This window comes from Abyssibius alkaniclasticus (genome assembly GCF_020447305.1).
Classification (GTDB): Bacteria; Pseudomonadota; Alphaproteobacteria; order Rhodobacterales; family Rhodobacteraceae; genus Abyssibius; species Abyssibius alkaniclasticus.
Genome location: NZ_CP095732.1, coordinates 1,720,174 through 1,733,618, shown reverse-complemented (window position 1 = coordinate 1,733,618; position 13,445 = coordinate 1,720,174). Strand labels below are relative to the sequence as shown.

General features: G+C 61.2%; 11 protein-coding genes and 2 tRNA genes. 5 read left to right on the top strand and 8 right to left on the bottom strand.

The annotated features are described in order from the left end of the window. Positions 1–7: 7 nt before the first annotated feature. Positions 8–2,209, top strand: coding sequence for a 3-hydroxyacyl-CoA dehydrogenase NAD-binding domain-containing protein (locus LGT41_RS08625; RefSeq protein ID WP_274126464.1), 2,202 nt, complete (start codon positions 8–10; stop codon positions 2,207–2,209). Here LGT41_RS08625 and LGT41_RS08620 read toward each other — a convergent pair. Both LGT41_RS08620 and LGT41_RS08615 read right to left on the bottom strand, forming a co-directional pair. After that, entirely contained in the window at positions 2,176–2,838 is a 663-nt protein-coding gene (locus LGT41_RS08620) for a Type II secretory pathway, pullulanase PulA (protein WP_274126463.1), read from the bottom strand. The genes LGT41_RS08625 and LGT41_RS08620 overlap by 34 nt on opposite strands. Next, complete coding sequence (locus LGT41_RS08615; protein ID WP_274126462.1) at positions 2,835–3,752, bottom strand: DMT family transporter; 918 nt, start codon at positions 3,750–3,752, stop codon at positions 2,835–2,837. Before LGT41_RS08615 ends, LGT41_RS08620 begins: the two co-directional genes overlap by 4 nt. A 131-nt stretch (positions 3,753–3,883) precedes the next feature. On the opposite strand from LGT41_RS08615, the gene LGT41_RS08610 reads away from it, so the two are divergent. Beyond that, a complete protein-coding gene (locus LGT41_RS08610; protein WP_274126461.1) occupies positions 3,884–4,831 on the top strand; it encodes a hypothetical protein in 948 nt (315 codons plus the stop codon). Here LGT41_RS08610 and betA read toward each other — a convergent pair. From betA to betI, 4 genes are all read right to left on the bottom strand, one after another. After that, positions 4,828–6,489, bottom strand: coding sequence for a choline dehydrogenase (gene betA / locus LGT41_RS08605; RefSeq protein ID WP_274126460.1), 1,662 nt, complete (start codon positions 6,487–6,489; stop codon positions 4,828–4,830). The genes LGT41_RS08610 and betA overlap by 4 nt on opposite strands. A 133-nt stretch (positions 6,490–6,622) precedes the next feature. Beyond that, positions 6,623–8,086: a betaine-aldehyde dehydrogenase gene (gene betB / locus LGT41_RS08600; protein ID WP_274126459.1), complete on the bottom strand. Its 1,464-nt coding sequence runs from the start codon at positions 8,084–8,086 to the stop codon at positions 6,623–6,625. Next, positions 8,086–9,582, bottom strand: a complete 1,497-nt coding sequence (gene betC / locus LGT41_RS08595; protein ID WP_274126458.1) for a choline-sulfatase — start codon at positions 9,580–9,582, stop codon at positions 8,086–8,088. The genes betB and betC overlap by 1 nt, the downstream gene beginning before the upstream one ends. Further along, the gene (betI, locus tag LGT41_RS08590; RefSeq protein WP_274126457.1) at positions 9,579–10,160 is read right to left on the bottom strand and encodes a transcriptional regulator BetI; all 582 of its coding nucleotides are present in this window, start codon (positions 10,158–10,160) and stop codon (positions 9,579–9,581) included. The genes betC and betI overlap by 4 nt, the downstream gene beginning before the upstream one ends. 133 nt (positions 10,161–10,293) lie before the next feature. Here betI and choX point away from each other — a divergent pair, with 133 nt between their 5' ends. The 3 genes from choX to choV all read left to right on the top strand — a co-directional run bounded on the left by choX (position 10,294) and on the right by choV (position 13,157). After that, complete coding sequence (gene choX / locus LGT41_RS08585; RefSeq protein ID WP_274126456.1) at positions 10,294–11,214, top strand: choline ABC transporter substrate-binding protein; 921 nt, start codon at positions 10,294–10,296, stop codon at positions 11,212–11,214. 72 nt (positions 11,215–11,286) lie between these two features. Further along, positions 11,287–12,132, top strand: coding sequence for a choline ABC transporter permease subunit (choW, locus tag LGT41_RS08580; RefSeq protein ID WP_274126455.1), 846 nt, complete (start codon positions 11,287–11,289; stop codon positions 12,130–12,132). 2 nt (positions 12,133–12,134) lie between these two features. Continuing rightward, a complete protein-coding gene (gene choV / locus LGT41_RS08575) occupies positions 12,135–13,157 on the top strand; it encodes a choline ABC transporter ATP-binding protein (RefSeq protein ID WP_274126454.1) in 1,023 nt (340 codons plus the stop codon). 36 nt (positions 13,158–13,193) lie between these two features. Here choV and LGT41_RS08570 read toward each other — a convergent pair. Both LGT41_RS08570 and LGT41_RS08565 read right to left on the bottom strand, forming a co-directional pair. Continuing rightward, positions 13,194–13,270, bottom strand: a tRNA-Asp gene (locus LGT41_RS08570). Between the two features lie 22 nt (positions 13,271–13,292). After that, positions 13,293–13,369 (bottom strand) — tRNA-Asp (locus tag LGT41_RS08565). Positions 13,370–13,445 lie beyond the last annotated feature (76 nt).

Genomic DNA, 13,445 nt, shown 5'->3' with positions numbered 1-13,445 from the left:
AGATAACATGGCTGATTTTACCTATAAGCTTGGCGCCGATGGTGTTGCGATCATCACCTGGGATGTGCCCGACAAATCCATGAACGTGCTTTCCATGCAGGGCTGGGCGGAGCTTGATGCCTGTATCGACCAGTTGCTGGCCGATGCGGGGGCCAAGGGCGGTGTCATCACTTCCGGCAAGGCTGATTTTGCAGGCGGGATGGATTTGAACATCATCGCCAAAATGAAGGAAGCGGCGGGCAACAACCCGGCCAAGGGTGTCTTTGAAGGGCTGATGCAGATCCACGGCATTCTGCGCAAGATCGAGCGCGCCGGGATGGACCCCAAAACCAACAAGGGCGGCAAGCCGATCGTCGCCGCCCTGCCCGGCACGGCGCTTGGGATCGGGTTGGAAATTCCGCTGGCCTGCCACCGGATCATTGCCGCCAACAACCCGAAAGCGAAAATCGGCTTTCCGGAAATTCAGGTTGGCATTTTCCCCGGCGCGGGCGGCACGACGCGGCTTTCGCGCAAGCTTGGGCTGATGGCCTCGTCGCCCTTCCTGCTGGAGGCCAAATTGCTTGACCCGGCGCGCGCGGCTGCGGCGGGCATCATTGACGAGGTTGCCGATGACCCGGTTGCCGCCGCCCGCGCCTGGGTGTTGGCGGCGACCGATGCCGACATTCTGAAACCCTGGGATGCCAAGGGCTTCAAAATGCCCGGCGGTGCGCCCTATCATCCGGCTGGCTTCATGACATTTGTCGGCGCATCGGCAATGGTTCATGCCAATACCAATGGCGTATACCCCGCCGCCCAGGCCATGCTGGCCGCCGCCTATGAAGGCGCGCTCGTGCCGTTTGACACCGCCATTCGCATCGAAGCCCGCCATTTTACCAGCATCCTGTGCAACCCGACCTCCTCTGCCATGATCCGCAGCCTGTTCATCAACAAAACCGCGCTTGAAAAAGGCGCGGTGCGCCCGGCTGGCATTGGCGATGAAAGCGTGAAGAAGCTTGGCGTGCTGGGGGCGGGCATGATGGGGGCCGGTATTGCCTATGTCGCCGCCAATGCGGGCATAGAGGTTGTGCTGATCGACGCCGAACAGGCTTCGGCCGAGCGCGGCAAGGCCCATGCGGCGGGAATTCTCGACAAGGGGATGCAGCGCAAGAAGGTCACGGCTGAAAAGAAGGAACAGGTGCTTGCGCGCATTCTGCCCACCACCGATTACGCAGCTCTTGCAGGCTGTGACCTGGTCATAGAGGCGGTGTTTGAAGACCCCGGCGTGAAGGCTGAGGTGACTGCAAAGGCCGAGGCGGTTATCGGCAAGGGTGCGGTTTTTGCGACCAACACCTCGACCCTGCCCATCACCTCGCTGGCCAAAGCCTCCTCCCGCCCGGATGATTTTATCGGCATCCATTTCTTTTCGCCGGTTGATAAAATGGCACTGGTCGAAATCATCAAGGGTAAGGGCACGGGCGATCGTGCGGTGGCCAAGGCGCTCGACTTCGTGCGCCAAATCCGCAAAACCCCGATTGTGGTGAATGATGCGCGGTTCTTCTACGCCAATCGCTGCATCATCCCCTATATCAACGAGGGTGTGATGATGGTGGCCGAGGGCGTGAACCCCGCGCTGATCGAACATGCCGCCCAGCAGCTTGGCCTGCCCGTTGGCCCCTTGCAGCTGAACGACGAAACCTCGATCGACCTTGGTGTGAAAATCGCCAAGGCGACAAGGGCCGCGATGGGTGCGGATTACCCCGAAGCCGCCGCCAGGGCCGATGAGGTGCTGTTCAAACTCTATGAACTGGGCCGCCTTGGCCGCAAATCGGGGGCGGGTTACTACGACTATGACGACAAGGGCAAGCGCAGGCAGCTTTGGCCCGGTCTGGCCGAACACTGGCCACAGGCAGCCGAGCAGCCCGATTTTGCCGAGGTGAAGAACCGCCTAGTTATGGTGCAAACGCTGGAAGCCGTGCGCGCATTCGAACAAGGCGTGCTGACCGATATCCGCGAAGGCGATGTCGGTGCCATTCTTGGCTGGGGCTATCTGCCCTGGTCGGGCGGCCCGTTCAGCTGGCTCGATATGATCGGTGCCGCCAAGGCGGTTGAGTTGTGTGACAGCCTTGAGGCGGCACATGGTGCGCGGTTCAAAGCCCCAGCCTTGCTGCGCGAATTGGCCGAAAAGGGCGAAGGCTTCTATACCCGCTTTGCGCCGGCCGCTGCCGCCTGAAGGCGCGCCGCATCGTCAAACTCATAGCCATGATCGGATATGTCGACTGCGCAAATATCGGCCACAAGCGCACGGGTTTCGTTGGAATAATAGGGCCGCCAGTCACGCTGGCGGCCCGATGCGTTTATGCGTTCGGGTGCAGAAAGGTCTACCCCCAAGGCCGCACCAAGCCCGGCCAATCCTTCACCCAGATTCTCAGCAGCAAGCGTAAAATCCGGCGTGGCGATATAGTTGCGATAGGGCGCGGTGCGAAAGCTGTTCTGTATGCGCCGATGCCGCAGAAACCCCGCAAAGTCATGTTCTTTGGCGATTTTGATTTGGATATGCTCGAAATCCTGCACCCGCGCCCAGTGGTAGAACGACACCATCCTGTCCCAGGAATTGCGCGTGCTTAGCACCCGTCGATACTCGGAAATATCGCTCCAGATGGTCCGCGCCTTCAGCATGGCCAGCGGGGCGTGTTTGCCAAGCCCTTTCAAAGCCTCAGGCTGCGCATAGCTTGCGCCCGGCCAGTCACCGATCTGCGCATCATCCGGCCCGCATAACGCGCCAAGCGCCACAGAAACTGCCGTGCCCGCGGTTTTTGGCGGGTGGATGTAGATGAAGCGGTGGCTGTGGCAGATGATCATGAAACAGCGGCCCGCCGTTCGGCGCTGTAAGCGGCAATTGCGCCTGCTGCAATGATCAGCGCAAGGCCAAGCGCCCCGCGCATATCGACCACCTGATCATTCAACTGCCAGCCCCAGAAGCTGGCAAAGAGCAGGAAGGAATATTCAAAGATCGTCACATAGCTGGTATCGGCGCCCTGATAGGCGCGCGTGGCCAGCCCGACGGCCAGCAATGAACCGACCGCCTGCACCAAAGTCCACCACCAGAAAGCCGGGGTTGGCGGCGCGTAGCCGCGCATCAGAAAAGCGGCGGGGTCGGCCATATCGGGGTGCAGCGGCACAAGGGTCAGCACCAGCATGGCGCCGGCACCAACAAGGCCAAGCGCCGCGAATGATCCGGCCAGAACGCCAAGCGTGGGCTCGTCGGCACACCAGCGCCGCGCCAGAATATTGGCCAGCGCATAAAACGCCCCCGCCGCCACGGGCATAAGCGTGAACACCGAAAAATTCGCCGCATCGGGCCGCATGATGGCGATGACCCCAAGGCTGCCAATGGCCACGGCAACCAGCCGCCTTGGGCCGATACGCTGGCCAAACAGCAGGGCAGAAAACACCAGCACCCAAATGGGCGCGGTAAACAGGCCCGCCCCCGCCTGGGCAATGGGCATCAGCGGCAGGCTGCCAAAATACAGCATCATCGAAATGGCCAGAACAAGGCTGCGCAAGCCCACACGCCAAGGCCGTTTCGGGCGCGTTGCAAGCTTCAGGAAGCGCGCGACAAGCCAGATGAGCGGCAGGCTGAGCAATGTGCGAAAAGCATGAAACTGCCACAGGCTCGCCTCGCGCATGATGATGAAAACGAAGTTGTCGATCAGGCCAATTATCGCCATGCCCGCAACGATCAGCATACCGCTGCGCAAAACCGCGCTATTCATAACTGCTCTCCTGCATTGGCGTGAACGGCCCGCCGGCCCAGAAAGTGACGTTTTGGCACAACTTGTCAACGCCAGCCTTGCAGCATGGCCCCGAATGCGGCTAGTCAGGGCAAGGCTTAGGATGAGTATGAATGACCGCGTTGCGAAAGTTTGAACGGCTGGAAGCCATCGGCCATTGGCGCGCCGAGCCCGATGCGCCCCTGCGTGAGGTTGTGGTCGGTTTTGGCAAGGCCACGCTGAACATCACCTCGTTACAAGACGAAACGCTGGCTCATTGGGCGTTGTCGGCGCTGCGCCGCATCGCCCAGGATGAAGAGGCCAGCCTCTATGCGGTTGATGATGATGCCGAAGAAACTTTGCTGATCACCGATCCGCTGATGATCGAGGCGATTGAAACCGTCTCCGCTGCGCTGAACCGCCCGAAGCCCAGGCGCAAAACCCCGGTCTGGAAAACGCTGATTGCCTGCGGACTGGTCGTGGCCATCGGGCTGGGCGTGGCCAAGGTGCCCAACATGCTGCGCGCCCAGATCGCCAGCAACACACCACCCGTGCGTGCGCGCGCCCTGTCGGACAAGCTGGCCGAGCGTTTGGGGCGGCAATGCGAAACCGTGCAGGCCAGCCGCGCCCTGGCGCTTCTGTCATCCCGGCTTTACCCAGGCAGTGCCCCGCGCGCGATCGTGTTCATCGAAGGGGCTGGCCCCGCCCTGCTTGCCCTGCCCGATGGCACCTTCGTCATTGGCCGCAAACTGATCGAGCGGCTTGCAACCCCTGAAGCGCTGGCTGCCGAAATTGCCTTGGCCGAAACCAGCGGCGCGGGCGACGACCCCATGCGCAAACTGCTCGACGGGTTGGATTTGTGGCAGGTCATGGGCTTTTTGCTGCGTGGATGGCCCGATGACCAGGCGCTGCTGGCGGCGCTGCATAGCGCCCCGCACGGCCATAACCCGGCGCGTGCCGCCGAGATGCTGCGCGCCGCGCGCATAAGCACGGCCGCACTGGGAATAGAGGATGAAACCCCCCAGCCGCTGGCACTGGACGATCAGTCATGGGTCGCCCTGCAAGGCGTCTGCGATCTTTAGCGGTCCGCCTCTTTCCAGCGCGGGTTGATCCAGGGTTCGTCATTGCTGGCTGGCAGCAAGGCTTTGCCCAGAATATGGTCTGCCGCCTTTTCCCCGACCATGATCGAGGGCGCGTTCAGATTGCCGTTGGTTATGCGCGGAAAGACCGAGCTATCGGCCAGACGCAGCCGCTCGACACCAATCACCCGGCATTCCGGGTCGACCACGGCCATCGGGTCATCTGCCCGGCCCATACGCGCCGTGCCGCAAGGATGATAGGCGCTTTCGGCATGGTCGCGGATAAAGTCATCAAGCGCGTCATCGCTTTGCACATGCGCACGCGGCTGGATTTCTATGCCGCGGAACTCGTCAAACGCCGCCTGGCCGAAAATTTCGCGCGTCAGGCGGATGCAGTGGCGAAAATCGGCCCAATCCTGAGCCTTGCTCATATAATTGAACCGGATGCGCGGTGCGGCCTTCGGGTCGCGGCTGGCCAGGGTTACCGCCCCGCGTGATGCGCTGCGCATCGGGCCGACATGCGCCTGATAGCCGTGGCCTTCCGCCGCCGCCTTGCCATCATAGCGAATGGCCATTGGCAGGAAGTGATACTGGATATCGGGATATTCGACTCCCGCAGCCGAACGCACAAAGGCAGCACTTTCAAACTGGTTCGACGCGCCAAGCCCGGTTTTGGTAAACAGCCATTGCGCGCCGATAAAGGCCTTGGAAACAAGGTTCCAGTGCTTGTAAAGCGTTATGGGCTTGGTGCTGGCCTGCTGGATGTAAAGCTCCAGATGGTCTTGCAGGTTCTGGCCCACGCCGGCGCGGTCGGCCAGCACATCAATGCCGTGTTCGGCCAGGTGCGCGGCAGGCCCGACCCCCGAAAGCATAAGGATTTTGGGTGAATTGATGGCCGAGGCGGCGATAATCACCTCACGGTTGGCCCTGATCACCTCGATCTTGCCGCCACGCTCAACCTCTACCCCCGTTGCGCGACCCTCTTCAATGATCACGCGGCGCACGAAACAGCGCAGAAGGTTGCAGTTTTTGCGCCTGAGCGCCGGGCGCAGATAGGCGTTGGCCGCCGACCAGCGCCGCCCGCGCCACACGGTCTGCTCCATCGGGCCAAAGCCTTCCTGCTTCTCGCCATTATAATCGTCGGTGCGCTCGAACCCGGCCTGTTCTCCCGCCTTTACAAAGGCTTCAAACAACGGGTTCTTGCGCGGACCACGCGTAACATGCAGCGGGCCGGACGTGCCGCGCCAGGCGGGATTGCCGCCATGCCCGCCCTCGTGCCAATGCTCCATGCGTTTGAAATAGGGCAGCACATCGGCGTAAGCCCAGCCATCGGCGCCCAGTTCTGCCCAATGGTCAAAATCGCGCGCATGGCCGCGCACATAGACCATGCCGTTGATGGAGGATGACCCGCCAATCACCTTGCCGCGCGGGGTTGCAAGGCGGCGCCCCCCCAAATGCGGCTCCGGCTCGCTTTCAAAGCCCCAGTCATAGCGGCGCATGTTCATCGGGTAGGACAGGGCGGCAGGCATCTGGATGAAGGGGCCAATATCGCTGCCGCCAAACTCCAGCACCAACACCGAATGCGCGCCATCCTCGCTTAGCCGATAGGCCAGAGCCGAGCCTGCCGAGCCTGCCCCGATAATCACAAAATCCGCGTTCATCGTCTGATCCTAACACCTGGACTGTCTTGGCAGATTGCGCCCGCGCGCAATCTGCCCGGCCCAACCGCGGGCCTGCATCTTGGATGCAGTTTCCGTGGGCGGGAGAGCCTCGTTTCCCCTTGGCGCGGCACCCTTACCAGGGCGCATCCACGCCACCCATACCGACATAAACCGACTTGACCTGGCTATAATGCTCAATCGCCGCGCGCGCATTCTCGCGCCCCACACCCGACATTTTGCTGCCACCAAAGGGCATTTCAACGGGCGCAAGATTATAGGCGTTGATCCAGCAGGTGCCTGCCTCAAGCTGGCCAATCACCCGGTGTGCGCGGGTCAGATCGGCGGTAAACACACCGGCCGACAGGCCGAATTCGGTGTCATTGGCGCGGGCAATCACCTCGGCCTCATCCTCGAAATCCAGCACGCACATGACGGGGCCGAAAATTTCCTCGCGCGCGATGCGCATAGTATCCGTCACGTCGGCAAAGACCGTGGGGGCGATGAAGCAGCCCGCCTCGAAGCCGGGCAGCTTCGGGGCGGTGCCGCCTGCAACCAGCCGCGCGCCCTCTCCCTTACCAATGGCGATATAGTCCATCACCTTGGCCTGCTGCGCGGCAGAAACCATCGGCCCGAAATTCACGGCCTCATCCATCGGGTCGCCCATAATCATGGCGGCGGTGCGCTCTGCAAGCCGCGCCAGGAATTTCTGCTTGATGCCTGCCTGCACATAAACCCGCGTGCCGTTGGAGCAGACCTGCCCGGCAGAATAGAAATTGCCCAGCATCGCACCGCCAATCGCGGCTTCGATATCGGCATCGTCAAACACGATCAGCGGGGATTTGCCGCCAAGCTCCATTGTCACATGCTTCATGCCGCCCGCCGCCAGCGCGGCCACCTTTTGGCCTGTCGGCACCGAGCCTGTAAGCGAAACCTTGTCAACGCGTGCATCGGAAATGAGCGCCGCGCCAACATCGCCATAGCCCTGCACGACGTTGTAAAGCCCGGCGGGCAAGCCAGCCTCGTGCAGAATTTCGGCGACCTGCAGCGCGCATAGCGGGGTGGTTTCCGAAGGTTTGAAGATCATCGCATTGCCGCAGGCCAGCGCCGGCGCGCCCTTCCAGCAGGCGATTTGCGTGGGGTAATTCCAGGCGCCAATGCCCACGCACACGCCAAGTGCTTCGCGCATTGTATAGGCAAAATCACCGCCAAGCGGGATATAGTCGCCGGTGACACTGGCAATCATGCCGCCATAAAACTCCAGCGCCTCGGCACCGGATGTTGCATCGGCGACCAGGGTTTCTTGCAGCGGTTTGCCGGTGTCCAGCGTTTCCAGCACCGAAAGGGCGTGGTTGCGTTCGCGCATGATGGCGGCGGCGCGCTGCAGAATGCGCCCGCGTTCCACAGGTTTGCGCGCGGCCCAGTCAGCCTGTGCGACCCTGGCGGCTGCAAGCGCGCGTTCAACCACGGCAGGCGTTGCGGCATGCAGCCTGGCAACCACCTCGCCGGTAGCCGGATAGATGCATTCGATCACGCGGCCTGCCGTGTCTTCGACATATTCGCCATTGATGAAATGGCTGGCTTTGGGTTGTGCGCGCATTATTCGCCCCTTGGAAATCGGTTGGAAGATTCGACGATGTTCAAATCCATATGGTTGCGCATATACCGCTCGGATGCTTTTTGAAGCGGCTGGAAATCCCACGGGAAATAGGCGCCGTTGCGCAAAGCCTCGTAAACAACCCAACGGCGCGCCTGGCTGGCGCGCACGGCATCGTCAAAGGCTTGCAAATCCCATTTCTCGGCCACGAAAGCGGCCAGTTCTCCAGCTTCATCGGCGCGGCTGGTCAACTCGTGCGGGTCATCGGCCAGGTTGAACGCCATCGGCGCATCGGCCCAACAGGCGCTGTATTTCCAATCGCCATCCACCACACACACCAGCGGGGCGATGCTCGCCTCGGCGGCATATTCCATGCAAACCGGCCCATGCCCGCCCGTGCCGCGCGCCAGCGGCAGCAGGCTTTCGCCATCGCTCCAGGGCATCACCTCGGCCAGATCAATACCCGCCAGATCGGCCAGCGTCGGGGTGACATCCATTGTAGAGACGGGCGTGTCGATGCGTTGCGGTGCAAGCCCCGCGCCGGCAATCATCAGCGGCACGCGCGATGAACCTTCAAAGAAGTTCATCTTATACCAAAGCCCGCGTTCACCCAGCATGTCGCCGTGGTCCGATACGAACAGGATGATGGTATTCTCCTCGGCCCGCGTGCCGCGCAGCGCCTCCATCACCTCGCCGATCTTGTCATCCAGATAGCTGATATTGGCGAAATAGGCGCGGCGCGCGCGGCGGATATGTTCATCTTCGATTGTATAGCTGCGCCAGTCATTCGCATCGAAAATGCGCTGCGAATGGCTGTCATGGTCGGCATAGTCCAGTGCCGGAACCTGGGGCAGCAAATGGGCGCAATCCGCATACATGTCCCAGTATTTGCGCCGCGCGACATAGGGGTCATGCGGGTGGGTGAAGCTGACGGTCAGCATCCACGGCCGCTCATCCTTGCCGCGCGCAAGGTCATACACCTTGGCGCGGGCATGAAAGGCGACCTCATCGTCATATTCCATCTGATTGGAAATTTCGGCGACACCGGCGCCGGTGACGCTGGCCATATTGTGATACCACCAGTCGATCCGCTCGCCGGGTTTGCGGTAGTCGGGCGTCCAGCCAAAATCGGCGGGGTAAATGTCGGTCGTCAGGCGCTGCTCGAAACCGTGCAACTGGTCGGGGCCAACAAAATGCATTTTGCCCGACAGGCAGGTCTGATAGCCCGCGCGGCGCAGATGGTGCGCATAGGTCGGGATATCGCTGCGAAATTCGGCGGCATTGTCATAAACCCCCGTGCGGCTGGGCAATTGCCCCGACATGAAGCTCGCCCGCCCCGGCGCGCAAAGCGGGCTGGCGGTGTAGCTGCGCGCAAAACGCACCGAACGAGCGGCCAATGCCTTCAGGTTCGGGGCGTGAAGCCAGTCGGCAGGGCCATCTGGAAACAGCGTGCCGTTCAACTGGTCGACCATGAATATCAGAATATTCGGCTTGTTCATTGCGCCCCCCGCAGCGACATTTCCACAAAATTCTCGACCATCCGAATGGCGGCAACACGGTCGGGCGCCTGCCCCGAAAGCCCCTGGCGCAGATAGACCCCGTCGATCATCGCGCCGATGGATTCGGCAATCGCACCCGCCCGCGCCCCCGCCAATGGCCGCAGCGAAACCACAAGGTTCGAGCGCAAGCGCCGCACATAAATGCGCAACAGCCGTGCGGCGGGCGCGCTGCCCTGCGCCTTGACATAAAAATTCAGCCAGCAGGAAACGGTTTCGGCGCTGAACTGCGTTTCATCGAAATTCGCGTTGATGATCGCCGAAATCCGCGCCCTGGGCCCGCGCGCATTTACCTGCGCCTGGCGCAAGGCCTGGCCAAGCTGCACAAGCTGGTGGCGCATGGCGGCCAAAATCAGGTCTTCCTTGCCACCGAAATAATGGTGGGCCAGCGCGCTTGAAACACCCGCCCGCGCCGCGATCTGCCCCACAGTCACATCCAGCGACCCCTTGGCATGAATCGCCTGAAGCGCGGCGCCAATCAGGGCTTCGCGCCTGATTTTTTCCATCCCGAGCTTTGGCATTTCACGTTTTCCTTCATGACAGGGGTTTTTGCTTGACTGACTGATCAATTAAAAACATGCTAACGCTAATCGCTTCACCCTGCCGCGTCAATGCTGCTAAGGTGGACAAAACAAACTTATGGGAGATGACCTGATGAAAACCTATCTTGGCGCGACCGCGCTTAGCCTGACGCTTGCAACCGGCGCCTATGCCGAATGCGGCACCGTGCGTTTTTCCGATGTTGGCTGGACCGATATTACCGCCACCACCGCCGTCGCCACGACATTGCTGGAAGCCCTTGGCTATGAAACCGATGTAAAACTCCTGTCGGTGCCAGTGACCTATGTTTCAATGGCCGAGGGCGATATCGACGTATTCCTTGGCAACTGGATGCCAACAATGGAAGGCGATATTGCCCCCTACCGCGAAGCCGGCACCGTTGACACTGTGCGTGAAAACCTTGAAGGCGCGAAATACACGCTGGCCGTGAACAGCTCGCTGGCCGAAGCCGGGCTGACCGATTTTGCCAATATCGCCGCGTTTGCCGACCAGTTGGATGGTAAAATCTACGGAATCGAGCCGGGCAATGACGGCAACCGCCTGATCATGGACATGATTGCCGCAAACGCATTCGGGCTGGAGGGTTTTGAGGTGATCGAAAGCTCGGAACAGGGGATGCTGGCACAGGCTGAACGCGCCGCGCGCGGCGGTGAGGGAATTGTGTTCCTGGGCTGGGAGCCGCACCCGATGAATGCCAATATCGACATGACCTACCTGACCGGCGGTGATGACTGGTTCGGCCCCGACCTTGGCGGCGCGACCGTTTACACCAATACCCGCGCCGGCTATGCCGAAGAATGCCCGAATGTGGGCGCGCTGCTGGGCAACCTGAAATTCACCCTCGCGCTTGAAAACGAGATCATGGGCGCGATCCTGAACGATGGTGCCGACCCCGAAGCGGCCGCAGCCGCCTATCTGGCTGCCAACAGCGATGTGCTTGGCCCCTGGCTGGACGGTGTGACCACCCATGATGGTGGCGATGCGATGGCCGCGGTTGCGGCGGCGCTGAACTGACCCACCCCCCTCAAACGCGCCGGGCAAAACCCGGCGCGTTTTGCTTTGGCACAATTCAGCAAGGACAAACCCATGCTCGAAAGCATTCTTGACGCGCTGACCGATACGAAAATTCCCATCGGCCGCAGCGCAAAGCAGCTTGTGGACTGGATGATCGACAATGTCGGCTGGCTGTTTGATGCTATGGCCAAATACATGAACTACCTGATCGAGGGCATTTTGTGGCTGCTGCAAACCCCGCATCCGCTGATTGTCATTCTGGTCATGACTGCCATAACCTACGGGCTGCGCCGCAAGATCGGCACAGCGGTAATGGTGTTGCTTGGCCTGCTGTTTGTGGTCAACCAGGGCTATTGGGACGAAACAACCGAAACGCTGACTCTGGTCTTTACCGCCTGCCTTGTTTGCATGGCAATCGGCGTGCCCATCGGCATTTACGCCGCACACCGCCCGCGGTTTTATGCCTTTCTGCGCCCCGTGCTTGACCTGATGCAAACACTGCCGACCTTCGTCTACCTTATCCCCGCCATCATCTTTTTCGGCCTTGGCCTGGTGCCCGGCCTGTTTGCCACCGCCATTTTTGTGCTGCCTGCCCCCATTCGCCTAACCCAGCTCGGCATTTCCGCCACCCCAAAAGACCTGCTGGAGGCCGGGCAGGCTTTTGGCTGCACGAAGCGCCAGCTTTTGTTCCGGGTCGAGCTACCCTATGCGATGCCACAAATCATGGTCGGGCTGACGCAAACCATCATGCTGTCGCTCTCGATGGTCGTGATTGCCGCGCTGGTCGGTGCCGCCGGCCTTGGCGCCCCGGTTGTGCGCGCGCTCAACACCGTCAACACCGCGCTTGGCTTTGAATCCGGCCTTGTGATTGTGGTGCTGGCCATTTTGATGGACCGGGTTTTCCGGCGGAGTGAATGAACATGGCCATGATTGAGTTTGACAAGGTCAACATCGTTTTTGGCGACAACCCCGCCGCGGCCCTGCCCCTGATGGACAAGGGCATGAGCCGCGAGGACATCAAGGATAAAACCGGCCAGATTTTGGGCGTGCATGACTGCTCGCTTAAAGTGCAGGAAGGTGAAATTGCCGTGCTGATGGGCCTGTCAGGCTCGGGTAAATCCACTTTGCTGCGTGCCATCAACGGGCTGAACCCCGTGGCGCGCGGGCAGATGTGGGTTCATGACGGCACCGAAATGGCCGATATTGCCAAGGCCACGCCCGCCGCATTGCGCCGTTTGCGCCAGAACCGCGTGTCTATGGTGTTTCAGCAATTCGGCCTACTGCCCTGGCTGACCGTGCTGGACAATGTGGCCTTCGGGCTGGACATTGCCGGTGTTCCTGCCGCCGAGCAGCGCGAGCGCGCTATGGTGGAACTTGCGCGCGTGAACCTGACAGACTGGGCGCCCTGCAAGGTGCGCGAGCTTTCCGGCGGGATGCAGCAGCGCGTGGGGCTGGCGCGGGCCTTTGCCACCAATGCGCCGATTTTGCTGATGGATGAACCGTTTTCAGCACTCGACCCGCTGATCCGCGCCAAGCTGCAAGACGAGCTGCTCGAACTTCAGGACTCGGTGCGGCGCACGATTGTCTTTGTCAGCCATGACCTTGAAGAGGCCGTGAAAATCGGCAGCCATATCTCGATCATGGATGGCGGGCGCATCGTGCAATCGGGCACACCCGAAGACATTGTGCTGCACCCTGCAACGCCCTATGTCGCCGAATTTGTAACCAACCTGAACCCCCTGCCGCTGATGCGCGCGCGTGATGCCATGAATGATGCCCCCGCAACCGAAGGCGCCCCCAGCGTGCCGCCCGATATGCGCGCCGCAGATCTGGCGGCTTTGCTGCAAACCCACGGTGGCAAACGCCTGGCGGTTGTTGAAAACGGCAAGCATCTTGGCAGTATCGGTGCCGAGGATGTTCTGGCGCGGCTGGCGGCGCGCTAGGCCGGCACAGAAGCGGTGCGTTTGAATATGTGAAAGTGGCGCGGTTGACGGGGCTCGAACCCGCGACCCCCGGCGTGACAGGCCGGTACTCTAACCAACTGAGCTACAACCGCGCATTTTCAGATTTCAAAGCAATGGCGCGGTTGACGGGGCTCGAACCCGCGACCCCCGGCGTGACAGGCCGGTACTCTAACCAACTGAGCTACAACCGCTCATTGCATTCGAAATCCGCCCTGGCAATGCCAAGGCGTGAGAGGGTGTTTAGAGAGGCGCGCGCCAAGCGTCAAG

Coding starts and splice junctions, on each gene's coding strand:
- LGT41_RS08625 (WP_274126464.1), top strand. CDS start 8: ATGGCTGATTTTACCTATAAGCTTGGCGCCGATGGTGTTGCGATCATC.
- LGT41_RS08620 (WP_274126463.1), bottom strand. CDS start 2,838: ATGATCATCTGCCACAGCCACCGCTTCATCTACATCCACCCGCCAAAA.
- LGT41_RS08615 (WP_274126462.1), bottom strand. CDS start 3,752: ATGAATAGCGCGGTTTTGCGCAGCGGTATGCTGATCGTTGCGGGCATG.
- LGT41_RS08610 (WP_274126461.1), top strand. CDS start 3,884: ATGACCGCGTTGCGAAAGTTTGAACGGCTGGAAGCCATCGGCCATTGG.
- betA (WP_274126460.1), bottom strand. CDS start 6,489: ATGAACGCGGATTTTGTGATTATCGGGGCAGGCTCGGCAGGCTCGGCT.
- betB (WP_274126459.1), bottom strand. CDS start 8,086: ATGCGCGCACAACCCAAAGCCAGCCATTTCATCAATGGCGAATATGTC.
- betC (WP_274126458.1), bottom strand. CDS start 9,582: ATGAACAAGCCGAATATTCTGATATTCATGGTCGACCAGTTGAACGGC.
- betI (WP_274126457.1), bottom strand. CDS start 10,160: ATGCCAAAGCTCGGGATGGAAAAAATCAGGCGCGAAGCCCTGATTGGC.
- choX (WP_274126456.1), top strand. CDS start 10,294: ATGAAAACCTATCTTGGCGCGACCGCGCTTAGCCTGACGCTTGCAACC.
- choW (WP_274126455.1), top strand. CDS start 11,287: ATGCTCGAAAGCATTCTTGACGCGCTGACCGATACGAAAATTCCCATC.
- choV (WP_274126454.1), top strand. CDS start 12,135: ATGGCCATGATTGAGTTTGACAAGGTCAACATCGTTTTTGGCGACAAC.